Annotated in this window: 21 protein-coding genes; 5 read left to right on the top strand and 16 right to left on the bottom strand. The window is 73.6% G+C overall.

The features are described from left to right. Positions 1–21 precede the first annotated feature (21 nt). Entirely contained in the window at positions 22–1,479 is a 1,458-nt protein-coding gene (locus ABD220_RS14570; protein WP_344123741.1) for a benzaldehyde dehydrogenase, read from the bottom strand. Between the two features lie 129 nt (positions 1,480–1,608). Further along, the gene (locus ABD220_RS14565) at positions 1,609–1,986 is read right to left on the bottom strand and encodes an RNA-binding S4 domain-containing protein (protein ID WP_344123739.1); all 378 of its coding nucleotides are present in this window, start codon (positions 1,984–1,986) and stop codon (positions 1,609–1,611) included. A 343-nt stretch (positions 1,987–2,329) separates the two neighbouring features. Here ABD220_RS14565 and ABD220_RS14560 point away from each other — a divergent pair, with 343 nt between their 5' ends. After that, positions 2,330–3,160, top strand: a complete 831-nt coding sequence (locus tag ABD220_RS14560; protein ID WP_344123737.1) for an ABC transporter substrate-binding protein — start codon at positions 2,330–2,332, stop codon at positions 3,158–3,160. A gap of 155 nt (positions 3,161–3,315) precedes the next feature. Continuing rightward, entirely contained in the window at positions 3,316–5,295 is a 1,980-nt protein-coding gene (locus tag ABD220_RS14555) for a M13 family metallopeptidase (RefSeq protein ID WP_344123735.1), read from the top strand. Between the two features lie 85 nt (positions 5,296–5,380). On the opposite strand, the gene ABD220_RS14550 is transcribed toward ABD220_RS14555, so the two are convergent. From ABD220_RS14550 to ABD220_RS14510, 9 genes are all read right to left on the bottom strand, one after another. Continuing rightward, complete coding sequence (locus tag ABD220_RS14550) at positions 5,381–7,144, bottom strand: amidase (RefSeq protein WP_344124782.1); 1,764 nt, start codon at positions 7,142–7,144, stop codon at positions 5,381–5,383. 17 nt (positions 7,145–7,161) lie between these two features. Next, a complete protein-coding gene (locus tag ABD220_RS14545; protein WP_344123733.1) occupies positions 7,162–8,256 on the bottom strand; it encodes an agmatine deiminase family protein in 1,095 nt (364 codons plus the stop codon). Between the two features lie 50 nt (positions 8,257–8,306). Further along, entirely contained in the window at positions 8,307–9,959 is a 1,653-nt protein-coding gene (locus ABD220_RS14540) for an amidohydrolase (protein WP_344123731.1), read from the bottom strand. Positions 9,960–10,006: 47 nt separating this feature from the next. Continuing rightward, a complete protein-coding gene (locus ABD220_RS14535; RefSeq protein ID WP_344123729.1) occupies positions 10,007–11,260 on the bottom strand; it encodes an MFS transporter in 1,254 nt (417 codons plus the stop codon). 105 nt (positions 11,261–11,365) lie between these two features. Further along, positions 11,366–11,983, bottom strand: coding sequence for a TetR/AcrR family transcriptional regulator C-terminal domain-containing protein (locus ABD220_RS14530; protein ID WP_344123727.1), 618 nt, complete (start codon positions 11,981–11,983; stop codon positions 11,366–11,368). Between the two features lie 173 nt (positions 11,984–12,156). Next, on the bottom strand, positions 12,157–13,683 hold the full coding sequence (locus tag ABD220_RS14525) for an APC family permease (protein ID WP_344123725.1): 1,527 nt from the start codon (positions 13,681–13,683) through the stop codon (positions 12,157–12,159). Then, positions 13,680–14,576 carry a universal stress protein gene (locus ABD220_RS14520; RefSeq protein ID WP_344123723.1) on the bottom strand — a complete coding sequence of 299 codons (897 nt, stop codon included), beginning with the start codon at positions 14,574–14,576 and terminating at the stop codon, positions 13,680–13,682. The genes ABD220_RS14525 and ABD220_RS14520 overlap by 4 nt, the downstream gene beginning before the upstream one ends. Further along, positions 14,573–16,009 (bottom strand): flavin monoamine oxidase family protein, encoded by a 1,437-nt coding sequence (locus ABD220_RS14515; protein WP_344123721.1) that lies wholly within the window; start codon positions 16,007–16,009, stop codon positions 14,573–14,575. The genes ABD220_RS14520 and ABD220_RS14515 overlap by 4 nt, the downstream gene beginning before the upstream one ends. A 113-nt stretch (positions 16,010–16,122) precedes the next feature. Next, entirely contained in the window at positions 16,123–16,854 is a 732-nt protein-coding gene (locus ABD220_RS14510; protein WP_344124781.1) for a mycothiol-dependent nitroreductase Rv2466c family protein, read from the bottom strand. 162 nt (positions 16,855–17,016) lie between these two features. Here ABD220_RS14510 and ABD220_RS14505 point away from each other — a divergent pair, with 162 nt between their 5' ends. After that, positions 17,017–17,700: a TetR/AcrR family transcriptional regulator gene (locus ABD220_RS14505; RefSeq protein ID WP_344123719.1), complete on the top strand. Its 684-nt coding sequence runs from the start codon at positions 17,017–17,019 to the stop codon at positions 17,698–17,700. A 35-nt stretch (positions 17,701–17,735) separates the two neighbouring features. On the opposite strand, the gene ABD220_RS14500 is transcribed toward ABD220_RS14505, so the two are convergent. The 3 genes from ABD220_RS14500 to ABD220_RS14490 all read right to left on the bottom strand — a co-directional run bounded on the left by ABD220_RS14500 (position 17,736) and on the right by ABD220_RS14490 (position 20,650). Then, positions 17,736–19,169: an aminobutyraldehyde dehydrogenase gene (locus ABD220_RS14500; RefSeq protein WP_344123717.1), complete on the bottom strand. Its 1,434-nt coding sequence runs from the start codon at positions 19,167–19,169 to the stop codon at positions 17,736–17,738. A 162-nt stretch (positions 19,170–19,331) separates the two neighbouring features. Then, positions 19,332–19,559 (bottom strand): sulfurtransferase TusA family protein, encoded by a 228-nt coding sequence (locus tag ABD220_RS14495; protein ID WP_344123715.1) that lies wholly within the window; start codon positions 19,557–19,559, stop codon positions 19,332–19,334. A 35-nt stretch (positions 19,560–19,594) separates the two neighbouring features. Continuing rightward, the gene (locus ABD220_RS14490; protein ID WP_344123713.1) at positions 19,595–20,650 is read right to left on the bottom strand and encodes a YeeE/YedE family protein; all 1,056 of its coding nucleotides are present in this window, start codon (positions 20,648–20,650) and stop codon (positions 19,595–19,597) included. A 141-nt stretch (positions 20,651–20,791) separates the two neighbouring features. Between ABD220_RS14490 and ABD220_RS14485 the strand changes: the two genes are divergently transcribed. Then, a complete protein-coding gene (locus ABD220_RS14485) occupies positions 20,792–21,289 on the top strand; it encodes a DUF427 domain-containing protein (protein ID WP_344123711.1) in 498 nt (165 codons plus the stop codon). 7 nt (positions 21,290–21,296) lie between these two features. Continuing rightward, on the top strand, positions 21,297–22,244 hold the full coding sequence (locus ABD220_RS14480) for a hypothetical protein (RefSeq protein WP_344123709.1): 948 nt from the start codon (positions 21,297–21,299) through the stop codon (positions 22,242–22,244). A gap of 133 nt (positions 22,245–22,377) precedes the next feature. Here the strand turns inward: ABD220_RS14480 and ABD220_RS14475 are convergent, their stop codons facing one another. Together ABD220_RS14475 and ABD220_RS14470 are read right to left on the bottom strand one after the other, a co-directional pair. Beyond that, complete coding sequence (locus ABD220_RS14475; RefSeq protein WP_344123707.1) at positions 22,378–23,736, bottom strand: MFS transporter; 1,359 nt, start codon at positions 23,734–23,736, stop codon at positions 22,378–22,380. A 10-nt stretch (positions 23,737–23,746) separates the two neighbouring features. Beyond that, positions 23,747–24,751 carry a PDR/VanB family oxidoreductase gene (locus ABD220_RS14470; protein ID WP_344123705.1) on the bottom strand — a complete coding sequence of 335 codons (1,005 nt, stop codon included), beginning with the start codon at positions 24,749–24,751 and terminating at the stop codon, positions 23,747–23,749. Positions 24,752–24,754: the final 3 nt, after the last annotated feature.

Here is a 24,754-nt window from a genome sequence, read left to right as displayed (position 1 = left end):
GGCGCCCGGACGGGCCGGCGCTCAGAAGGGGTAGTGCGGGACGTCCGGGCTGATCGTGATCCACTGCGTCTCGGTGAACGCGTCGATGTTGGCGGTCGGCCCGCCGAACCGGGAGCCGGTGCCGGAGGCGCCCGTGCCGCCGAAGGGGGCGTTGGCCTCGTCGGCGACGGTCATCTCGTTGATGTGGATCTTGCCGGAGCGGATCCTGTCGGCGATCTTCATGGCCTCGCCGACGTCCCCGATGATGGACACCGACAGCCCGTACTCGGAGGCGTTGGCGAGCTCCACCGCCTCCTCGGCGCTGCTGACCTTCATCACGGGCGCCACCGGCCCGAAGATCTCGTCCTTCCACGCCGTCATCTCGTGGGTCAGCTCGGTGAGCACCGTGGGCCGGTAGAACAGCCCGTCGTGGGAGCCCCCGGCCACCACCCGGGCGCCGGCGATGGCGGTCTCCTGCACGATCGCGTCGATGGCCTTGAGCTGGCGCTCGTCGATGATCGGCCCCAGGTGCACGGGCCCGCCGGAAGGATCCCCGACCACCAGGGCCTCCGCCTTCGCCGCGAGCTTGTCCACGTACTCGTCGTGCAGGTCCTCGTGCACCAGGTGGCGCCCGGTGGTCATGCAGATCTGGCCCTGGTGGAAGAAGGAGCCCATCGCCCCGACCCCGGCGGCCAGGTCCACGTCCGCGCCCGGCAGCACGATGACCACGTTGTTGCCGCCGAGCTCCAGGTGGGCGCGCTTGAGGTGCTGCGCGGCCGCCGCGCCCACGTGCCGGCCGGCGGCCGTGGACCCCGTGAAGGACACGACGTCCACCTGGGGGGCCTCCACCGTGGCGGCCCCGACGTCACCGCCGCCGGGCAGCAGCTGCAGGACGCCGGGGGGCAGCCCGGCCTCCTCGAAGACGCGCATGATGAGCGCGCCGCCGGTGACGGAGGTGCGGGGGTCCGGCTTGAGCAGCACCGCGTTGCCCAGGGCCAGGGCCGGCGCCACCGAGCGGATCGAGAGGATCAGCGGGAAGTTGAACGGCGAGATCACCGAGACCACCCCGACCGGCACCCGGCGGGACAGCGACCAGTGCGGCGCGTCCGAGGGCAGGTACTCCCCGTGCGGGTGGGTCGGCAGCGCCGAGGCCTCGTAGCACTCCGCGGCCGCGACCGAGGCCTCCAGGCCGGCCTTGGGCGGGATCGCCCCGGTCTCCCGGACCACCCAGTCCATCACCTCCTCGGCGTGCTCCTCGAACAGCAGCCCGGCGCGGCGCAGCACCCCGGCGCGCTCGGAGGGTTTCAGCGCCGCCCACTCCTGCTGGGCGGCCGCGGCCTTCTCGGCCGCCTCGTACACGTCCTCGGGCGAGGCGAAGCCGATCTGCCCGAGCGTCTCGTCCGTCGACGGATTCGTGATGTCCTCGGTGCCGCCGCGGCCCTCGCGCCATCCGTTGACGTAGATCTTTCCGGTCCACACCGTTGTGTCCAGCAGTGCCATGGGTCTGCTCCTCCGGTTCCGGCCGCGCGTCGGACCGCCGGACGGCGGGGTGACCCACGGCACACGTGCAGTGCGGATTATTCTGCGTCTTCCTGGGAGTGCGCACGGAACGCCGCGCGCCGGGGCGGCTCACAGCCCCCGGAGGCGGTCCATCTCCCGGCGGTCCTTCTTGGTGGGCCGGCCGGCGCCCCGGTCCCGCCGCGGAACGGCGGCGTGCAGCGCCGGGGGCGGGGGCGGGCTGTGGTCGACATAGGCCTTCGCGGCGACCGGTGCCCCGACGCGCTTGGTCAGCAGCTGCACGACCTCCAGGACCTGCTCGTGGCCGGGACGGCGCACGGCCACCCGCTGGCCGGGCCGCACCGGCTGCGCGGCCTTGACCGAGGTGCCGTCGATCTTCACGTGGCCGGCGCGGCACGCGGCCGTGGCGGCGGAGCGGGTCTTGAACACGCGCACCGCCCACAGCCACACGTCCACGCGCACGCTCGCGGGGGCCTGCGGTGCGGTCATCGTCCCTCCCGGGTGCTGCGGTGCGGGTCGTCGGTGCGGGTCATGGCCCCATTGTGCCGAATCCGCCGAGCACGGCGGACGCCGGGAGGCCCACCGTGGCCGCCCGCACGTCACCGGGAGCCCGTCCGGTGCGGGCCGCAGTGCCGCACCGGGCGTCGCGCCGGGTGTCGCGCCGGGTGTCGCCCGGAGTGGGGACGACGAATTGACTACCGACCAGTGGTGTGCAACATCCCGGCAGCCGGTCAGCACCTACACTGGGGCACATTCACCGGCGGGCCGCGCACCGGGCACGACGCCGTGCCGGCCGCGGCGGCCCGCCACCTCCCGAGGGAAGGACAGACCCATGAAGAGCAGGTTCCACGGCGCAGCGACCCTGTCCGTGCTGGCCGTCTCCGCGCTGGCCCTGAGCGCGTGCACGAGCACCGGAGGGGGCGGGGAGGCCGCCGGCGAGGGCGAGCTGGACCTGATCAGCCCCGGGACCCTCACGGTCTGCTCGGACATCCCCTACGCGCCCTTCGAGTACGTCGAGAACGGCGAGACCGTGGGCTTCGACATCGACCTGGTCGACCGGATCGCGGAGGACCTCGGCGTGGAGCCGAACGTCATCACCACGTCCTTCGAGGCCATCGAGACCGGATCGGCGCTGGACACCGACCAGTGCGACCTCGCCGCGTCCGGGATGACCATCAACGAGGAGCGCGAGTCGGTGATGGACTTCTCGCAGCCGTACGTCGAGGACAACCTGGGGCTGCTCGTGGCCCCGGGCTCCGGCATCAGCGGTGTGGCCGACATCGAGGGCCGGCGCGTGGGCGTGCAGCAGGCCACCACCGGCGAGGAGTTCGCGCAGCAGAACGGCGCGGACGTGGTCCAGTACGAGGACTCGTCCCTGATGATCCAAGGGCTCAACACCGGTGACGTGCAGGCCGTGGTGGCCAACATCTCGGTGGCCGGCCCCGCGATCGACGACAACCCCGAGCTGGAGCTCGTCGAGGAGATCGAGACCGGCGAGGAGCTGGGCCTGGCCGTGAAGACCGGCAACACGGCCCTGCTGGATCGGGTCAACGAGTCGCTGGCGGCCATGGAGGAGGACGGCACCCTCGAGGAGCTCAAGGCCGAGTGGCTGGGCTCCGCGGACGCCGGGAGCACCGGGAGCCCGGAGCCGGCCGCGAGCTGACCCGTCGCCGCACCCGCCGGGCGGATGTGACGAGCACCACGGACGCCGTGGCCCGCGCGAACCGGGCCACGGCGCCGTCGTCCGTAGGCTGGAGCCGGGCGGACGCCACCGCCCCGCGCGCTCTCCGCCCCGCCACGACGACAGGGGAAGCTCCCGTGACCACCGACTCCGGCCTCGAGCTGCAGCACGTCCACCCCGGCGTCCGCCCGCAGGACGACCTGTACCGTCACGTCAACGGCGGCTGGATCGAGGCGCACGAGCTGCCGGACGACCGCGCGTTCGACGGCGCCTCCGCGATCCTCACCGACCGGAACACGCAGCGGGTGCACGAGATCGTCCGGGAGGCCCCGGCCGGGTCGCGGATGAGCGCGCTGTACCGCTCGTTCCTCGACGAGGACGAGATCGAGCGCCGGGGCCGGGCCGCCCTGGACCCGGACCTCGCGGTGCTCGACGCCGCCCGCGGCAAGGAGGGTCTGGCCCGCGCCTCGGCCGCCCTGCACCGCACCGGGGTGGACGGGCCGCTGTCCTTCTTCGTGGAGAACGACTCCCGGGACTCCTCCCGCTACTCGTTCTTCCTGCGCCAGGACGGGCTGTCCCTGCCCACGGACAGCTACTACACGGACCCGCTGCACGAGCGGCTGCGCACCGCGTTCACCGCCCACGTCGCGGCGATGCTCGAGCTGGCGGGCCTGCCGGCGCGCTGGGGCGTGCCCGCCGCGGAGGCCGCGGCGACCGTGCTGGCCATGGAGACGCAGCTCGCCGCCGCCCACTGGGACACCGTCTCGGCGCGGGACGTCGAGGAGATGTACAACCCCGTGGACGTGCCCGGCCTGGAGGCCATGGCGCCCGGCTTCCCGTGGGAGGCGTGGCTCGAGGGCACCGCCCCGGGGCGCGGCGCTGGGATCTTCGACCGGGTCATCGTGCGTCAGCCCTCCTTCGTGGCGCAGCTGGGCCGGCTGTGGCAGGAGTGGTCCGAGGAGCAGATCCGGATCTGGCAGTCGTGGCGGATCGTGTCCAAGCGCGCCCCGTTCCTGCCCCGGGCGTTCGTCGAGGAGAACTTCCGCTTCTACAGCACCGCCCTGTCCGGGATCACCCGCCCCCGCGAGCGGTGGAAGCGGGCCGAGTTCCTGGTCACCCGGGTCCTGGGCGACGACGTGGCGCGCGAGTACGTGGCCCGCTGGTTCCCGCCGGCGCACAAGGCCCGGGTGGAGCAGCTCGTGGCGCACCTGCTGGCCGCGTACCGGGAGCGGATCTCCCGGCTGGAGTGGATGTCGGAGGCCACCCGGGCCCGGGCCCTGGAGAAGCTGTCCACGTTCACGGTCAAGGTCGGCTATCCCGAGACCTGGCGGGACTACTCCTGCCTGGAGCTGGACCCCGGGGACCTGCTCGGCAACGTCCGGGCGGGGCTGGCCCTGGAGCACGACCGCACCGTCGGGAAGATGGGCGCTCCCGTGGACCGCGGGGAGTGGTTCCTCTATCCCCACTGGGTCAACGCCTACTTCCACCCCGTGCTCAACGAGGTGGTCTTCCCCGCGGGGATCCTGCAGCCGCCGTTCTTCGACATCGACGCCGACGACGCCGTGTGCTACGGCGCGATCGGCTCCGTGATCGGCCACGAGATCGGTCACGGCTTCGACGACCAGGGCGCGAAGTACGACGCCCGGGGCCACCTGGAGAACTGGTGGACCGACGAGGACCGCGCGGAGTTCGCCCGCCGCACCGCCGCGCTCGTCGCCCAGTACGACGGCTGCACCCCGCGCGGGCTGGACCCGGCCCGGCACCGCGTCAGCGGAGCCTTCACGGTGGGCGAGAACATCGGGGACCTGGGCGGGCTGGAGATCGCCCTCGTGGCCTACCGGATGTCCCTGGCCGAGCGGGGCCTGGACCAGGACAGCGCGCCGGAGCTCGACGGGCTGACCGGCGCGGAGCGGTTCTTCTACGCCTACGCGGCGCTGTGGCGCTCGACCGCCCGGGAGCAGGAACTGGTCAACCGGCTCGCCACCGACCCGCACGCCCCGGACGAGTTCCGCTGCAACCGCGTGGTGCAGAACATGTTCGCGTTCCACGACACCTTCGGCACCCGCCCCGGCGACGGCCTGTGGCTGGCCCCGGAGCAGCGCGTGAACATCTGGTGACCCACCCCTCCCGCGAGGTGGCACGTGCCGGCGACCGGGGCGTGGCCGGTCGCCGGCACGTGCCACCTCGCGGGCACGCTCGGGGTCAGCCGGGCAGCGGTGGGGTGCGCGGAGGCGCGGTGCGCCGGGAGCCGGTGGCCTCGAAGGCTGCCGCGAGGCGCAGGAGGGCGGTGTCGTCCCAGGCCCGCCCGGCGATCGTCAGGCCCACGGGCATCCCGGTGTCGGCCATCGTGCCCATCGGCACGGTGACGGTGGGGATGCCGAGGTGCCGGGGCACGAGGTTGCCGTTGGCGACCCACACGCCGTTGCGCCAGGCCTGCTCCGCGGAGGCCGGGTTCACGTCGGCGTCGGCGGGACCGATGTCCGCGACGGCCGGGAACACGACCGCCTCCAGGCCCAGCCCGTCCATCCACTCCTCCAGGTCGATCCGGCGGGTCTGCTCCAGCCCGCGCAGACCGTCCGCCAGGTGCGGGATCCCGGTCAGGACGGGCACTCCGTGCTCGCGCACGAAGCCCGGGTAGTCGGCGATGTCGTCGTCGAACCCGTCGTAGCGGTCGGGCAGGGCGCCGGCCGGGCGCGGGAAGATCCGGGACCCGTCCACGTCGGCGAGCCGGTGCAGGGCGGGGTCGCCGTTGGCGTCGAGGAAGTCCTGCCACGCCCAGGCCGAGAGGTCCAGGATCTCCCGGTGCAGGTACTCCGGGCTGACCAGACCGCGGGTCGCGATCGTGGGCGCTCCGGGGCGGTCGCCCTCGTAGTTGCTCACCACGGGGAGGTCGACCTCGACCACCGTGGCACCGGCGGTCTCGAGGTCGCGGCGGGCGGCCTCCCACAGGGCGATCACGGAGGGGCGCGTCTCGATCCGCCGGCCGGTGGGGCCGCCGATCCCGGGGTTCCCGGCGGTGCCGGCCCCGGGGTCGGCGTTGACGTACATCCGCGGCACTCCCAGCCGCGCCCCGGCCAGGACGCCCGCGGCGGCCGCGCGGTCCGGGAGGGCCAGCGCCCGGTAGGAGGCGGGCCGCACGGCCGAGGCCGCCGGGATGTCGATCCAGGGCTGCACGCGCCAGAAGTCGCCGCGGGTCTCGGGATCGTCGGCGACCACCACGTCGAGCACCTCGAGCAGGTCCGCCATGGTGCGGGTGTGCGGGACCACGACGTCCATGGTGGGCACCAGCGGCCAGTTCCCGCGCACGGAGATCACCCCGCGCGAGGGGGTGTAGGCGCACAGGGCGTTGTTGGAGGCCGGGGCGCGGCCGGAGGACCAGGTCTCCTCGGCCAGGCCGAACGCGGCGAAGCTCGCGGCCGTGGCCGTCCCGGAGCCGTTGGAGGAGCCCGAGCCGAAGGCCGCGGTGAGGTAGTCGCCGTTGTAGGGGCTCTCGGCCCGGCCGTAGAGCCCGCGCTGCATGCCCCCGTTGGCCATCGGGGGCATGTTGGTCAGCCCGATCAGCACCGCGCCGCCCGCGCACAGCCGTTCGATCGTGAAGGCGTCGTCCTGGGCCACGAGGTGCTCGAACGCGGGCGAGCCGGCCGCCACGGTGAGCCCGCGCACCCGGTAGCTGTCCTTGGCCGTGTACGGGATGCCGTCCAGCGGCCCGAGCGCGGCCCCGCGGGCCCGGCGGGCGTCGGAGGCGCGGGCCTCCGCCAGCGCCGCGGGGTTGTCCACGACGACGGCGTTGAGCTCCGGCCCACCGCGGTCGTAGGCCTCGATCCGGGCCAGGTAGGCGGTGACCAGCTCCTCGCTGGTCGTCCGGCCGGACTCCAGGGCGGCGCGGAGTTCGGCGATGCTCGCCTCGACGACGCCGAACCCGCTGCCGTTCCCGGTACCGGGCCGGCTGCCGGGCTCGCGGTCCAGTTCCTGGCCGGCCGTGCTCACCGGAGGCCCTTCCCGTCCGTGGCACCGCCGGCGGCCGGCTGCTGCTGGGTGATGCAGTGGATGCCGCCGCCGAAGGCGAAGATGTCGCGGGCGTCGACCAGCTCGACGGCCCGGCCGGGATAGGCCTCGGCGAGGATCTTCGCGGCGACGGCGTCGTGCGGGTCGTCGAAGGCGCACAGCACGACCACGCCGTTGGCGACGTAGTGGTTGATGTAGGAGTAGTCGACGAACCCGTCCCCGGCGTCGAGGACGGTGGGGGCGGGGACGTCGACGACGCGCAGCCGCCGCCCGTTCGCGTCGGTGGCGGCCTCCAGCACCGCGCGGATCTGCCGGCTCACCGCGAAGTCGGGGTGGGCCGGGTCGTCCTGGCGGTGCACCAGGACGGTGCCGGGCCCGGCGAAGGCGGCGACGATGTCGACGTGGCCGCGGGTGCCGAACTCGTCGTAGTCCCGGGTGAGCCCGCGCGGCAGCCAGATGGCCCGGGAGGTGCCCAGGCGGGCGTGGACCTCGGCCTCCACCTGCTCCTTGGTGGCCCCGGGGTTGCGGCCCGGGTCCAGCTGGACGGTCTCGGTGAGCAGGACGGTGCCCTCCCCGTCGACGTGGAACCCGCCCCCCTCGTTCACGAGGGTGCTGGACCGCACCTCGGCCCCGGCCCGTTCGGCCACGAAGCGGCCGAGGTGCTCGTCGTGGCCCCAGGCGGCCCACGCCTGGGCGCCCCAGCCGTTGAACACCCAGTCCACGGCGACCACCTCCCCGGCCGCATCGTGGGCGAAGGTGGGCCCGGAGTCGCGCAGCCACGCGTCGTCGAGCGGGGCCTGCACGACCTCGATCCCCTCCCCCAGTGCGGCGCGGGCGGCGTCCGCGTCGGCGGGAGCCGCCACCACGGTGACGGGCTCGTGGCGGGCGATCGCCCGCGCCACGGCGGCCCAGGCGCGCCGCGCGCGGACGAGGGTCCCGCTGCCGGCGGGTCCGAAGGTGTCGTTGGGGGGCGGGAAGGCCATCCAGGTCCGCTCGTGGGGGTCCCACTCGGCGGGCATCACGGTGGCTGCGCCGGCGGCCGTGCCGGTCGTCGTCTCGGGGGCAGGGTGCATGGTCGGTGTTCCTCGGGTCGTCGGGCGGACAGGTGTCGGGGCGTGGGGCTTCAGGACGCGGTCGCGGCGGCGGGCGTGCTGGTGGTGGCGTCGAAGGCGACGCGGCCCCCGACGACGGTGAGCCGGCTGCGGTTGGTCAGCAGCTGCGCCGCCTCGGCCGCGAAGGGATCGGCGTCCAGGACGGTGAAGTCGGCGAGGTGGCCGGCGCGGATGCGGCCCTCCTGCTGCTCGGCGCGGCAGGAGAAGGCGGCGTCGCGGGTGGCGTGGCACAGGGCGTCGGCCAGGTGCAGGGCGTAGCGGGGCAGGTGAGCCGGCAGCGCGGGGTCCAGCGCCGACCTCCGGGTGGTGGCCACGTACAGGTTGGGCAGCGGCTGGTGGGGCGCGGTCGGCGCGTCGGTGCTGATGGCCAGGGTGGCGCCGGCAGCGAGGAACTCGGTCCACGGATAGGCCCGCTCGACACGGTGGTCGCCCAGCACGGCACGCCAGTTGTCCTGGATCGCCGGGTCGGCGTGGACCGGTTGCACGGAGGCCACCACGCCCAGGGCGGCCAGGCGGCCCACGTTGGCCTCGGTGACCGTCTCCAGGTGCTCGAGCCGGTGCCGGCGGTCCCGGGGCCCGTTGACCCGGTGGGCTTCTTCGATCGCGTCCAGAGCGATCTCCGAGGCCTCGTCGCCGATCGCGTGCAGGGCGACCTGCAGCCCGGCGGCGTCGGCGGCGGCGACCACGGGCAACAACGACTCCCGGTCCCAGATGGGCCCGCACGTGCTGCCGTCCGCGTAGGGCTCCTTCATCGCCGCGGTGCAGCTGTCGATCACCCCGTCCACGACGATCTTGATCCCGCACATCCGCAGCCACTCCCCGGAGAGCTCCTCGGCCAGCCGTGCCGCCCGGGCGACCTGGGCGAGGTTCTCGGCGTCGTCGCCGCGGCGGTGCACGAGCCAGTGGCCCTTGACCCGCAGCGGGAGCGTCCCACCGTGCCGGTGCAGCGCGCGGCGGAGAGCGGCGAGGTCGTCGTCCTGGACGGCCATGTCGACCGCCCCGGTGACGCCGACGGCGAGGTAGTGCTCGAACGCCGACTCCAGGTGGGTGTCGCGATCGGCGTCGGTGGCCGCCCGGGCCAGCGCGGGCCAGACGATCTGCTGGGCGGCGGTCTCCAGCAGCATCCCGTCGGCCGCCCCGGTGACCGGGTCGCGGCCGATCCGGCCGCCGATCGGGTCCGGGGTCGTGTCCTCGATCCCCAGCTCCACCAGGGCCGCGCTGTTGACCCACACCGAGTGCAGGTCGTTGGCGTCGAGGTAGACGGGGCGGTCCGGGACGGCCTCGTCGAGCATCTGCCGGGTCGGCGCGGCGCCCCCGAGGGCACTGTGGAGCCAGCCGGCGCCGAGCAGGCGGGGCGCGCGCGGGTTCTCCTCGGCCGCCCGGCGCAACCGGGCCTGGATCTCGGTCAGATCCACGGCGTCGCGCAGCGCCACCTTCTGCAGGGACTGGCCCGTCATCAGCAGGTGGGTGTGGGCGTCGATGATTCCCGGCAGGACGAAGCCCCCGGCGAGGTCCACCTCGGCGGCGCCGGAGCCGGCGACCCGCCGGGCGGACTCCTCACTGCCGACGTGCAGGAAACGGCCTCTCTCGACGACGAAGGCCTCGGCGTCGGCGCCGTCGGCGGTGAAGACGGTTGCGTGGGTGTAGACGGTGGGTGCGGACACGGTGCTGCTCTCTGCTCGGGGGACGGGGACGATCGGGGCGGAGCACATCAGACGATCGCCGCCTGCGGGAACCCGGCCTCCGGGACCGGCCGGGCGGCGGCCTCGGCGCGCACGGAGTGGCGGGAGATGAGGACCAGGGGGACCAGGAGCACGAACGTCATCCCGGCCAGCACCGCGCCCAGGACGGTGTAGCCGGCGGCCGCCGAGACGGACGTGCCGAAGACGGGGGCGAAGGAGGACCCGACGAGGTAGACCCCCAGCACCGGCGCCGACCACTTGCCCGAGGCGTCCAGGGCGGCGGCCACGGCGATGATGTAGATGAAGGCCAGCATGTAGATCGTGTTCCAGGCGATGACGACGACCATGTACCACCCCGGGTCCGTCACGCTCCCGGCCAGGAGCTTGAGCAGCCCCCCGGCCACCAGGGCGACCGCCAGCGGCGCGGTGCGCCCGAGACGCCTGCCGGCCAGCCCCACGAGGGCCGAGGCGATCAGACCGCCGAGGGTGGACAGGCTCAGCACCAGGCCCATCCCGGTCTCGTCGAGTCCTGCCTGCTCGGCGCCCATCGTGGCGGCGACCGCCCACAGCGAGTCCTCGCTCAGCGCCCACAGCGCGAAGCAGGCCAGCAGCCCGACCCCGGCCACCGTCGTGGCCCGGGACGCCGTGGTGGTCGGCGCGGCGGAGGAGGCCCCGGGGACGGGCCCGAGGGCGGCCGCCTCCGGGACGGGACGGTCGGGCAGCCAGCCGGTGGTGAGCAGCGCGGCCAGGGCGAGGCCGGCGAGCAGGCCGAAGGCGCTGCCCATGCCCGCGCCCAGGACCGGGATGACGAACAGGACCACCGAGACGATCGCACGGTTGGTGAAACCGCTGATGCCCGAGGCCCGGTCGGGGTTGCGCAGCGCCCCCAGCGCCGCGCCCCCGGCGGAGACCGCTCCGCCCGCGCCGAGACCGCCGAGGACGACGCCGACCACGACCACGGGCACGGCGGGGACGAACGCGGCCGCGCCGAAGCCCAGGGCGGTCAGCGCCAGTCCGGCCCGGGCCACGACGTAGCGCCCGCCCCGGGCCGTCCAGCGGGAGGTGGCCAGGCAGGACGCGGCGCAGGCCAGCAACGACGCGGTCATCAGCGTTCCCGCCGCGGTGACGGAGAGCCCGAGCCCCCCGGTGAGGGCCACGATCATCACCGGGACCAGGTTGGCGGTCATGAACCCCACCACGCTGACCCCGAAGACGGACACGGCGCGGGTGGCGGTCAACGGCACGCGGCCGGAGCCCTCGGACGCAGAGCTGGTCTCGGACATGGTCTTCCCCTCGTCGGCGGGATGTGAGTGCCGTCACATAAAATGAAAGGCTTTCATTAGTATGGGTCGCTGGTCCGCACGGCACAAGAGTTTGGTGAAAGGCTTTCAGTAAATTTCGTGTGACGCCTGCGTACGCACTCCCGCGACGAGCACCTCCAGGCCGAAGGCGAAGGCGGCCTCCGCTCGCTCCTCCACGGAGCCCAGGCCCTCGATGGCCCGGCTCAGGACGGGGAACCGGCCCTCCGGGGGCGCCCAGACGACCTCGGGCGCCGTCAGGTCCAGGGCGGAGCCGAGGGCCAGGTAGTCGATCGCGGAGATCGCAGGGACGATCGCCTCCCGCACGAGCCCGGAGCGCTCCAGGACGGCGGCCATGTCCTCGTAGATCCCGATCACCCCGAGGTCCTGGACGGTCTGGGTGATGAGCAGGGGGACGAGGCGGGGGTGGGCGACCATGCAGTCGCGATAGCCCCGCACGAGCGCGCGCAGCGCGTCCTCCCACGGCACGCCCTCGAGGTTTACCGGCGCAGGAGCCGCGAACACGCGGCCGCGCATCAGCTCGACGATGTGCTCCCGGTTGTCGATGTGGTTGTACAGCGCCGACTGGCTGACCCCGAGACGGCGGGCGACCTTGGGGAAGCTGAAGTCCCCCGTCTCGTCGACGAGGGCGAGCGCGGCGGTGACGATGGCGTCGACCGACAGGAGCGGTGAACGGGGACGGGCCATGGGTACTCCTCGGACGGTGCGGGCCCTGTCGAATCTACCGAGGATCCACCCGGACGGGACCGGCCCTCGGCGGCCACGGCGGACGGGCCGGTGGCCGGGGAACGCGTCCCCGGGCCACCGGCCCGCTCCCCTGGACCGGTCCGGCCGGCCGGCCCCTCGGTCGAGGACCCGGCTCAGTCGACGACCGGCAGCTCGGTGGTCTCGAACCGCTCCCGGAAGAAGGAGGGGTTGCGCCGGTACTGGACGAGCATCACGGCGACCCCGAGCAGGAGCATGCCCACCCCGAGGACGAACACCAGGCCGACCCCGCCGATCGACGACCCCGAGCCGTACTCCGGGTCCATGGAGTCGTAGGACGTCTGGACGAAGAAGACCAGCAGCAGGATCCCGCCGAGCAGCGGGGCCAGGAACTTCGTCAGGAACCCCTTGCCGGTGCGGAAGGCCTCGCGGCGGAAGTACCACACGCAGGCCAGGGCGGTGACGCCGTAGTAGAAGCAGACCATCATCCCCAGGGTGGTGATGGTGTCCCACAGGACGTTCTCGGAGACCGCGCGCATCACGGCGTAGAACACCGAGGCGATGACGGCCGCCGCGATCGTGGCGTAGCCCGGGGACTGGAAGCGGGAGGTGATCCGGGCGTACTTCGCCGGCAGCGCGCCGTAGTGACCCATGGCGAGCATGGTGCGCGCCGGGGAGATCATCGTGGACTGCAGCGACGCCGCCGAGGAGGACAGCACCGCGAGGGACATCAGGATCGCGAACGGCCCCATGACCGGACCGGCGAGCGCCGCGAAGACGTTCTCCTGGATGTCCGAGTTGCCCAGGCCGAGCTCGGCGGCACCCACCCCCGCGTAGGACAGCACGGCGAGCGAGACGGCCAGGTAGAGGGCGACGATGACGAGGATGGTCGCGATGGCCGAACGGCCGGGCCCGGTGGTGGAGTCCTTGCTCTCCTCGTTGAGGGTGAGCACCACGTCCCAGCCCCAGTAGATGAACACGGACAGGGACACCCCCGCGGCGAACGCGGAGAAGGTCTCCACGCCGAACGGGTTGAACCACTCGGCGCGCACGGCGAGGCCGTCGAAGGCGGTGCCGCCGGCCACGTGGCCGAAGGCCGCGGCGGCGAACCACAGCAGGACGAGCAGCTGGAAGACGACCAGGACGTACTGCACCACCTTGGTGGCCTCCATGCCCCGGTAGGAGATCCAGGCCGCGAGCGCCACGAACGCCAGGCAGGTGGCCACGTTGACGGGCACGTTGCGGGTCAGCTCGGCGATGGCCTCGTTGCCGGTGAGCTGGGCGAGGGCCAGGTAGAAGAAGTCCACGGCGATCCCGGCCAGGTTGGAGAGCACGAGGATGGTGGCGGCGAGCAGGCCCCAGCTGCCCATCCAGCCGATCCACGGGCCGAAGGCCTTCGAGACCCAGGTGAAGGTGGTGCCGGAGTCGGGCATGGCCCGGTTGAGCTGCCGGTACCCCATGGCCACGAGCAGCATGGGGACGAAGCCGACCAGCAGGATGGCCGGCAGGTGGGTCCCCACCGCGGCGGCGGTGGGCCCGAGGGCCCCGGAGAGGGTGTAGGCCGGCGCGATGGTGGACACGCCGATGACCACGGAGCCGAGCAGCCCCACCGACCCCTTGCTGAGCCCTTTCTCGTGGCGCGTGCCCTGCTGGTCGACGAGCGGTGCGGTGCCGGTGCTCATGACGCGGCCTCCTTCTCGGTCTGGGCCTGGTCGGCGGCCGGGGCGGGCCGCGGCACGACGACCGTCGGCACCGGGATGTGCTTGAGCAGCCGTGCTGCGGTGGTGCCCAGGAAGGTCTGCCGCCCCCGGGCCAGGCGGGACGAGCCGATGAGCAGGATCCCGCCGGGGGCCCAGTCGACGTCCTGGGCGGCCTTCTTGAGGGTCCGCCCGGAGGCGACCCGCACGGTCACGGGCCGGGTGCGTCCGGCCTCGGCCGCCGCGGCCTCCAGGTGCTCCTTCACGCGGCGGCGGGCCTGCTCGGTGGCGTCCGGGTCCGCGGCCTCCCCCTCGAGGAAGGAGATCAGCTCCAGCTCCAGGTCGGAGCGCTCGAGCGCCCGGACGGCCTCCCGGATGACCTGGTGCGCTCCGGGGCGGGTGCCCACGGCGGCGTAGAGCCGGGTGAGCGGTTCGTCCCCGGAGTACCGGCGCGGGGCGAGCGCCAGGGGCACGGGCGAGCTGTGCAGCAACGAGTTCACCACGGAGCCCAGGGCCGGGCGGCCGCCGCCCGTGCCGGCGCCGACCACGATCATCGCGGCCCCGAACTCCGCGGCGGCCTCGACCAGGCCGGCCGGCGCGGACCGCGCCTCCCGCACGTGGGCGCGGGCCGTGACGCCCTCGGGCACCAGCGCGGCGGCCTCGCGCAGCCACTGGCGGGCCTGCCGGCGGAGCACCGCGGAGATGTCCCCCACCGGCGGGTAGACCTGCTGGTACGGGTCGTCCGTGCGCAGCACGAGGACGATCTCCAGCTCGGCGCCCACGTCGCGGGCGAGCGCGGCACCCAGCCGCACGGCGTCCCGGCTGCGGCGGTCGCCGCTGCAGCCGACGACGTAGCGCGGCACCCCGGCGGTGGTCATCGCCCCGCTCCCGTCAGCGAGCCGGCGCGCAGGATCGCGTCCGCCGCGGCCCGGCCCTGGCGCAGGGCCCCGTCGACGTGCTGGTAGCCCTCGGCGGCGAGGTCGGAGCAGGCCCAGCGGATCGGGCCGACCGGGGTGGCCTGGTGCGCGCCGTAGCGGTGCAGCCCGCCGAGGTCGTAGCTGGCGGCGTAGGCGCCGCGGGTCCACTCCTCGGAGCCGAAGTCGGACTCGTAGTAGACCACCGGCTCCAGCGCCTCCTCGCCGAGGTAGCGGGCGAGGGACTCGAGGATCGCCCGCTTGCGCTGCTCGGCGTCCAGGGCGAAGACCGCGTCGGCCTTCTCGTCGGAGACGAAGCCCACCAGGGTGCCCCGGGGGTCCTCGTGGTTGGTGTTGTCGTAGACCTCCTGGCACAGCTCGTGGGCGCCGAAGCCGGTGCCGGAGAGACCCTTGGCCCGCCAGAACGGCGTCTCGTAGACGGCGTGCACCTTGATCACCAGGCCGAGGGACTGGTGCTGGTGCATCTGGTGCTGCAGCCGCGGCAGGGGCGGCTCGAAGGAGATCCGGGAGTAGAGGTTCGGCGGGACGGCCACGACCACGTCCTGCGCCTTCACAGTGATCCGGTCGGACCAGACGGTGACCGGGGTGCCGGGGGCGTGCTCGGCGTAGGTGTCCTCCGGCCCGCCCCAGCGAATCGTGCGCACCGGGGTGTCCAGGAACACGACGTCCTCGCCGAGGGCCGCGGCCATGGCCTCCGAGACGGACTGCATGCCGCCGACCACGCGGCGGTCCAGGATGAAGTCCTCGTCCACGAGGTTGGAGAAGGACCCGGCGGAGGCGGCCATCAGCACGGCCTGCAGCGCGGAGAAGGCGTGCGCCGGCTTGGTGAGCATCCCGCCGGCCACGAAGATGCCGATGTTGTCGCAGGCGGCCTCGTCCGCCGACTGCTGCCGCAGCCAGTGGTGGAAGGAGATCGTGTCCAGCTCCCGGGCCAGCGGGTGCGCCCAGGGCTGCGCCACGCCGACCTGCTCGACCAGCCCGTCGAGGATCCCGACGAGCCGCTCCATCTCGGCGATCGTGGACTCCCCGGCGGGGAACATCGAGCCGGTGTAGGTGTGCCGGGTGCCGTCCGGGGCGAGGTAGACGGACCCGCCCTCGCGGTAGCGCTGGTAGGTGCCCAGGCCGAGCTCCTCGACGAGGGCGAGCAGCTCGGTCTGGTCCGGGGAGATCCACTGCCCGCCGATCTCCAGGAACGCGCCGTCCACGGTCTTCGACCAGGTCCGCCCGCCCACGCGGTCGCGGGCCTCCAGGACGGCCACGGTCCGGCCGGCGGCCACGAGCTCACGGGCGGCCATCAGCCCGGCGGGGCCGGCTCCGACGACGACGACGTCGCGCTCGATCGCGGTCTCGCTGCCCAGGGTGCGTTGATCGGTCACTGTGCTCTCCTTCACGCTAAAATGAACTTAATTCATTAAGCGGGAGCGGACAGGGACCCGTCAAGAGGCGCAACAAGAAAGTCGCACGGCGGGTCCGCCGGGCGGCGAGCAGGCTACTTCTTGGTGCGGCGGCTCCCGGCGTGCCAGTCCTCCTCGGCACCGGGGCGATCCGGGGCAGCGCCGAGGCCCCGCAGCTGCGGCTGCTCCCGGAGGCTGCGCTTGAGCTCGGCGAAGCCGGGGAACCGGGCGAGCGCCACCACGTGGTCCCACAGCTCGAGGGCCTCCTCCTCCGCCGGCAGCCGGCTGATGACCGGGCCGAAGAAGGCCACGCCCTCCGGCGGCTGGAAGTGGATGATGGGGGTTCCCACGTCACGGCCCGTCAGGGCCAGTGCCTCCTGGGTCTCCGCGCGGATCACCGTGTCCAGGGACTCGTCCTCGAGGGCGGCGGCGAGCCCGGCCGGGAGCCCTGCGGCCTCCAGGACCGGCCCCAGGAAGGCCTGCGTGGCACGGCGGTCCTCCCCGGGCGCGTCGGGAGCGGGAACCGGGTCGGCGTCGAAGGTGTGCGCCCCGAGGGCGGCGTAGAGCCGCCCCACGGCCTCGCGCCCGTGCTCGGCGCGGGTCCGGGCCGCCACGCGCAGCAGGCGCAGGCCGGCGGTGTGGCCCGCCTCGTACTCCGGCGGGAACCACGCGCCGTAGTCCACGTGCTCGTTGAGCAGGCGCAGGGAGATGAAGCGCCAGTCCACCCGGTGGTCCCGGCGGGCCGCGACCGTGCGGACCCACTTGCTGGTCAGCCAGGCGAAGGGGCAGGTGGGGTCGAAGTAGAAGTGGAGCTCGGCGTCCGTCATCGTCCACACGCTAGGAGCGGTCCCGGCGGCGGTCAAGGAGACGACGGCCGGGGGCACGGCCGCCCGGCCGCCGACCTACACTCGAACTGACCGCCCGATCCGCGGTGGCCGCGGCCGCCGCGGCGCCGGGACCCGCAGCACCACCCCCAGGAGGACCTCGCGATGGCCCCCGCCCGAACCCCTCCTCGCCGCCGCGGGCGCCCGAGCCAGCCGGTCCTCTCCGAGGAGCGGATCACCAGCGCCGCCATCAAGATCGTGGCCACCCGGGGGTACCGGCATCTGACCATGACGGAGCTCGCGCGACAGCTGAAGGTCTCCACCTCGGCCCTGTACAACCACACCCCTTCGAAGCGCGACGTGCTGATCCGGGTCCAGGACGCGATCAACCAGGGCATCGACTGCTCCGCCTTCGGGACCGTCCCGTGGGATCGGGCCCTCGAGAGCTGGGCGCGGTCCTACCGGGACTGCTACGCCCAGCACACGGCCATGATCCCGATCATGGCCGTCCAGCCCGTCGCCGACTCGCCGCACACCCTGCAGATGTACGAGACCGTGGCCTCCGGCCTGGCGGATGCGGGCTGGGAGCGCGCCAGCATCGTGGACGTGATCGTCTCGGTCGAGTCGCTGGTCTTCGGCGCGGCGTACGACGCCACGGCGCCCGCCGACATCTTCGACCCCGGGGAGCGGTCCGACCTCGCCCCCGTGTTCGCCGACGCCGTGCGGGCGCGGCCCGCGGACGCCGCCGCCGCGGCGGACGAGGCCTTCGAGGCCGCCCTCACCGCCATGCTGGACGGCTTCCGGCTGCGCCTGGCGGCCGCACGGGACCGGTCCACCGGACCGGGCTGAGCCGCCGGGCGGGACCGGGCCCCTGCCGCCCCGGCTCAGGCGTCCAGGGCGTGCATGACGTGCTTGACCTGGGTGTACTCCTCGACCGAGTAGAGGGAGAGGTCCTTGCCGTAGCCGGAGCTCTTGGACCCGCCGTGCGGCATCTCGGAGATCAGCATGACGTGGGTGTTGACCCAGACGCACCCGAACTCGAGCTCGCGGGAGACCCGCATGGCCGTGCCGTGGTCGGTGGTCCACACGCTGGACGCCAGGGCGTAGTCGACGTCGTTGGCCAGCTCGAGCGCCTCCTCCTCCGTGGTGAAGGGCTGCACGGTGAGCACCGGGCCGAAGGTCTCCTCCTGCACGAGGGCGTCGTCCTGGCGTACGCCGGTCACCACGGTGGGCTCGAAGAAGTAGCCGGGGGCGCCCGCGACCGGCTTGCCCCCGGTGACCACGCTCGCGTGTTCGGGCAGCTCGGCGAGCTTGCGGCACACGTCCTCGAAGTGGCGGGCGTTGTTGAGCGGGCCGTAGAAGTTCTTCGACTCGTCCGGGTCCCCCGTCACGATGTCCCGGGCCGCCGCGGCGAGCAGCCGCACGAACTCGTCGTGGGCACCGTCCTGGACCAGGACGCGCGTCACGGCGGTGCAGTCCTGCCCGGCGTTGAAGGTGCCGAACTCCACGAGCGCCTTCGCGGCAGCGGGCAGGTCGGCGTCCGCGAAGACCACCGCGGGCGCCTTGCCCCCGAGCTCCAGGTGGCTGCGCGTGAGGTTCTGCGCGGCGGCCAGCGCCACGGCGCGGCCGGCGCGCACGGATCCGGTGATGGAGGCCATCGAGGGGGTGCGGTGGGCGGTCATGAGCGCGCCCGTGGAGCCGTCCCCCAGCAGGACGTTGACCACCCCGGCGGGGAAGATCCCGTCGATGAGCCGCGCCAGCACCAGGGTGGACTCCGGGGTGGTGTCCGAGGGCTTGAGGACCACGGTGTTGCCCGCGGCCAGCGCGGGACCGAGCTTCCAGATCGCCATGAGCAGCGGGTAGTTCCAGGGCGTCACCTGCGCCACGACGCCCACCGGCTCGCGCCGCACGTAGGAGGTGTGCCCGCTCATGTACTCCGCCGCGGCCTTGCCCTCGAGGGTCCGGGCGGCGCCGGCGAAGAAGCGGAGGTTGTCGGCGCCGGCGGCGACCTCCTCGTCGGCGATCATCTGCCGCGGCTGGCCGGTGTTGCGGTGCTGGGCGTCGACGAGCTCGGTGCTGTGCGCCTCGAGCGCGTCCGCGAGCCGGAGCAGCAGCAGCTGGCGCTCGCTCGGCGTGGTGCGCTTCCAGGCCCGGAAGGCCTTCTTGGCGGCGGTGAAGGCGTGGTCCACGTCCGTGGCGTCCGAGACCGGGGAGACGGCGACGGTCGTGCCGGTGGTGGGGTCGACGACGTCGATCCGGCCGGTGCCGTGGGCGTCGACGAAGGCGCCGTCGACGTAGTTCTGCAGGACGTCGCTCATGGTGGTTCCTCTCTGCGGACGAGAACGCGGTGCCTGCCAGTCTAAATGATCGACGTTCATTTTTATAGGGCGGGCGTGACCCGGGTCACCGACGACGGCGGACCCCCGCGGCCGAGGGAACTCGGCCGCGGGGGTCCGCCGCTGGATGGCGATCCGGAGGGATCAGGCCTTCTGCACGGTGATCGACCACTCGGCCGCACCGCGCTTGCTGAACTGCGTGACGGGGTATCCGTTCTCGGCCGCCCAGCGCGGGATGGCCTCGGTGCCCTGCGTGCAGTCGAAGTTGATGACGAGCTCGTCGCCAGCGGGCATCTCGGCCATCGCGGCCTTCGCCTCGACCACGGGGAACGGACAGACGAGACCGTCGGTCTCGAGGACGTGCTGTGCCATGAGTGGTTCCTCCTGGAGCTGGGGGTCGGTGGGGATCAGACGCCGGCCGGGACGCGGCCCGGGGCGGTGGACTTCTTGCGGGGGGCGATGAAGATCTTGGCGGCCGCGCCGGTGCCGAGGATCATGACGGCGAAGCTGACCCAGCCCTGCCACTCGAACGCGGCGGTGGCGACCAGAGCGTTGCCGATGGTGCAGCCACCGGCCCACGCCGCGCCGATGCCCATGAGGGCGCCGCCGCCGATGGAGCGCATGATCGTCTGCGCGTCGGGGACGCGGAGCTTGAACTCGCCGGAGCCCTTGGCGGCGACGAACGAGCCGACGAGGATGCCGAGGACCAGGAACACGCCCCAGTCGACGAGCTCGACGTTGCCGGTGGTCAGGTAGCTCGTGAGGTTGGCGGACGGGGTGGTGATGCCCAGGCCGGACTCGCGGCCGGTGGCCCAGCTGGCGGGCCATGCGATGATGGCGATGACGCCGATGACCAGGGCGGTCGCGAACGGATTCCACGCCTTCTCGAACAGCAGGTGGTTCAGACCGGTCTTCTCCGGCGGGAGCGTGGCCATCTTCATCCGGGGCTTGGTGAGGTGGTGGCGGGCCCATACGCCGGCGATGCCGACGAGGACCAGCACGAGCACCCACGGGGAGACTCCGAGGGTCTCGTGGATCGAGCCCTGCGTGCCGACGGTGACCCCGCGCAGGGCCTCGGTGGTCCCGGCCAGCGGACCGTACTTGGAGACGGTCGCGAACAGCGCGTAGAAGATGAGCGCGAACCAGGAGCCGACGAGCCCCTCGGAGGCGCGGTAGTAGGTACCGGTGGCGCAGCCGCCGGCGAGGACGATGCCGAAGCCGAAGATGAAGCCGCCGATGATCGTGGCCAGCCAGGGGAAGGCCGAGGCCTCGAGGGTGATGACGCCGAGCGCGTTCAGCACCCAGATGCCGACCGCCTGGACGGCGATGGCCACGAAGAAGGCGGACAGCCACCACGTGTTCTTCGCGACCCAGACGTCGCGGAACGCGCCGGTGACGCAGAAGCGGCCGCGCTGGAGAACGAATCCGAGGGCGGCACCGATGAGAAGTCCTGAGATGAGCACTCCAGAACCCTATGATTTCCCGAGCAAGCACTCCAGGGTGCCGTCATGCGCCGTAGCATAGTGATGCAGCACTCACCACTGTGTGACGCCCGAAGGCCGCGCCGGTCGGCGCGGCCGGGCGGACGTCCGGACGGAGCGCACATGAGACGACCCCGGCCCGACGCTCCCGGCCCCGGCCAGGAGTCCGTGTGGGACTATCCGCGTCCGCCCCGGACGGAGCCCACCCCGGAGCTCGTGGAGGTGTGGCTGGGCGGCGAGCGCATCGCCTCCACCACGGCGGCGCTGCGGGTGCTGGAGACCAGCCACCCGCCCACCTACTACCTGCCCCGCGAAGCGTTCGCCGACGGCAGTCTGCTCCCGTGCGAGGGGAGCTCGTGGTGCGAGTGGAAGGGCGCGGCGGCGTACTTCGACGTCCGGGGCGGGGACCGCACCGCCCACCGGGCAGCCTGGACCTACCCCTTCCCCGCACCGGGCTTCGAGTCCCTGCGCGGGCACGTGGCCCTGATGCCCGGCCTGATGGACCGGTGCCTCGTCGCCGGGGAGCAGGTGCTCCCGCAGGAGGGCGGGTTCTACGGGGGCTGGATCACCTCGCGGGTGGCGGGCCCGTTCAAGGGCGCTCCAGGCAGCCGGGGCTGGTGATGCCGCGATGTCACGCGCCGCGCGGACCGCGCTCGCACTGACCGCCCTGCCCCTGGTCACCGCGTGCACGCCGCGGGATCCCGCCGGGGCCTCCTCCACGCCCCCGGGGGCGACGGCGCCCCCGGGCGCACCGTCGGCTCCGGCGGCGGAACCGGCGGCGGAGCGCGCGGAGGACCCGGCGCGGGAACCGGTGATCGAGGTGGCCCACACCGGGGGCCTCCTCACCCCGGAGCGGCTGGCCGCCCGGTTGCCGCTGGTCAGCGTCCACGCCGACGGCCGGGTCATCACCCCGGGCCCGCAGATCCAGGTCTTCCCGCCCCCCGCGCTTCCCGCCCTGCAGGTGCAGCACGTCGACGAGGACGCCGTTCCGGTCCTGGTCGAGCGTGCGCTCCGGGCGGGGGTCGGCGGGTCCGCGGACCTCGGCCGGCCGCCGGTGGCCGACCTGCCCTCGACCCGTTTCACCGTGCGGACGCCGGGCGGGACCCAGGTGCGGGAGGTGTACGCCCTGGGCGCCGAGGCGCCGCCCGGACCGGGCAGCGGCCTGACCGCCGACCAGTTGGCCGCACGGGCCGAGCTGCAGGCGCTCGTCCGGGAGCTGGGCGAGCCCGCCTCGGTGCTGCCCGGCGACGCCGTCGGCGAGGAGGAGATCTACGTCCCGGAGGCGGTCGCCGGCGTGGTCACCGAGTGGCGGGACCCGGGAGGCGGTCCGGGGAGCGGCCCGGAGCCCCGCCCGGTGCCGTGGCCGGGGCCCCCGCTGCCCGGGGAGCCGCTCGAACCACGCCTGGGGCTGAGCTGCGTGCTGGCCACCGGCGAGCACGCCCGGGCCGTCCTGGACGCCGCGGTGGCGGCCGATGCGCTGACACCGTGGGTGTCCGAGGACGACAGGCGCTGGTCGGTCGCCCTCCGCCCGCTGCTGCCCCACGAGGAGGACTGCGCGGACCTCGCTGGGTACTGAGCGCGGCCCGCCACGCGGTCCCCGGCTCCTCACCGCGGGCGTCGGCCCCCAGGTCCGCCGGGCGGGGACGCCTGCGGCCGGGTGTCACCGCCCGCGCGGCGGCACCCGGCCGCGGTCCTGCGCCGGCCCGGGATCAGCCGGCCGGGGAGGACGGCGTACGACGCCGCCCCGGTCGCTCGCCGGCCGGCTCCGCGGCCTCCTCGTAGGGGCGCAGCCGGAGCAGCGCCAGGGCCGCGAGGGCGACGATCACGGCCACGCCGATGTAGAGGTGCGTGGGGGTCCAGCCGGTGTCCAGCAGCGCCCCGACCGCGATCGGGGCCAGGATCGCCCCGGCCCGCCCGACCCCGATGCCCCAGCCCACGCCGGTGGTCCGGATGCCGGGCTCGTAGGTCATGGGCGCCACGGTGTAGAGGCCCGCGATGCAGCCGTTGATGAGCATGCCGACCACCACGCCGGAGGAGAACGCCAGCAGGGGCACTGACGTGGTGGTGATGAACAGCACGAGGGTCACGGCGGAGAGCACCGTGAAGGCCATCAGGGTCAGCCGCTCGTTCCACTTGGTGGTCAGCGCCCCGTAGAGCAGGGACCCGAAGGTGCCGCCCATCGTGAGCATGAGCCCACCGATGATGCCCTGCTGCTCGGTCATCCCCGTCTCCACGAGGAGCCGGGGCGTCCAGGAGTTGGCGAAGTAGAAGCCGAACATGATCACGAAGAAGGACGCCCACAGAAGGAGGGTCGCGGTGCGGTAGCGGCCGCTGAGCAGCCTGCCGACGCTGCTGCGCTGCGTGCCGTCGCCGGCCGGGGCCGGGCCGAGCTCGACCTGGCCCTCGAGGCGGAGGCGCCGGGCGATGCGGTCGAGCTTCTGCTCGGCGCCCGCCGGCCGCCGGGTGCGGAGATAGTCGACGGACTCGGGCAGCACGGTCAGCACGAGCGCGATCGCCACGAGGGTGAGCAGGCCGCCGGTGAGGAACACCGAGCGCCAGCCGAAGGCGGGGATCAGCTGGGTCGCGCCCATCCCGCCGAGGGTGGCGCCCACGCCGTAGCCCGCGGTGAAGATGCTGACGGCCATGCCGCGGTGGCGGGCGCTGGCGTACTCGCTGGTGATCACGGTGGCGGAGGCGAGGATGCCGCCCACGCCCAGGCCGGTGACGACCCGCCACAGCCCGAGCTCCAGCACGGACCCGGCCGTGGTGGACAGGAACAGGCCGAGGGCGTTGACCGCGAGAGCCACGACGAGGATCTTCCGCCGGCCGTACCGGTCCGCGAAGGGCCCGAGGACGAGGGAGCCCACGGCCATGCCGATGAGCCCGGCGCTGAGCAGCCAGCCCAGCTGGGTGCCGGAGAGCCCGAACTCCTCGGTCACGGACGTGGCCGTGAACGCCATGGCGAGGACGTCGTAGCCGTCGAGGGCGTTGAGGAACGTGGTGACCGCGATGATGAGCCACTGGTACGACGACATCCTGGATGCGTCGATCTGGTGTCGGATGTCCATGGGGTGCCTCTCAGGGGACGTCGATGGTGAGGACGGCGGCCGGGTGCCCGCCGGGCACGGTCTCCGGCGGGGCGGAGACCACCCGTGAGACGCAGCAGCACATGGACGTGCCGGTCTGCTTCTGCCGGTCCGAGTAGAACACGTCGCGGTGGTCGATCCGCCCGGCCAGGCCGAGGACCTTGACCTGGCAGAGCCCGCACTCGCCCTTGCGGCAGTCGGACATCATGTCGAGGCCCTCCCGCTCGAGGGCCTCGAGCAGGGACTCGTCGGGGCCGACGACGACCTCGGCGGCCAGCCGCGGGACGCGGACCACGAACGGCTCGGCCTCGAACCAGCCGCTGTTGCCGAAGGTCTCGTAGCGCAGGTTGGTGGGGTCCAGCTCCCGCTCGGTCCAGGCGCGGCGCACCGCGTCCATGAGCCGGATGGGGCCGCACATGTAGAGCTCGGCGCTCTCCGGCACGCCGGCCACGAGGGCCGGGACGTCGAGCGCGCCGCCCTCGTCGTCGACGTGCGCCTCGAGCCGGTCCCCGTGCAGGGCCGTCAGGTCGTCGAGATAGGCCATGGCGGCGCGGGAGCGGGCCACGTAGACGAGGCGGTAGTCCGCGCCGAGCCGGCGCAGCAGCGCGGCCATTCCGGCGATCGCCGTGATCCCGATGCCGCCGGCCAGCAGGACGTAGGAGGGCGCCCCGACGCGCAGCGGGAAGTTCTGCAGCGGCTGGGTGATCTCGAGGACCTGGCCGGGCTCGAGGCCGTGCATGAACACGGAGCCGCCGCGGGAGGTCGGGGTGCGGAAGACGCTGACGGCCAGCTGCGCACCGTCGTCGTCGGCGTCGACCACCGAGTAGGAGCGCACCTGCTGCTCGCCGTGGACGAGGACGCGCACGTCCACGTGCTCGCCCGGGCGCACCGGGTGGGGCCGGTCGGGGCGCAGGACGATGCGCCGGATGCCGGCGGCGACGTCCTCGACCGCGGCGACTGCGGCGTTCTGCCAGACCTCGTGCTGTGAGTCGGCCACGGT

Origin of the sequence: Kocuria aegyptia, from assembly GCF_039530085.1 — a bacterium.
GTDB lineage: Bacteria > Actinomycetota > Actinomycetes > Actinomycetales > Micrococcaceae > Kocuria > Kocuria aegyptia.
The sequence above is the reverse complement of the archived record's forward strand: the minus strand, read 5'-3'. Positions and strand labels throughout refer to the sequence as shown.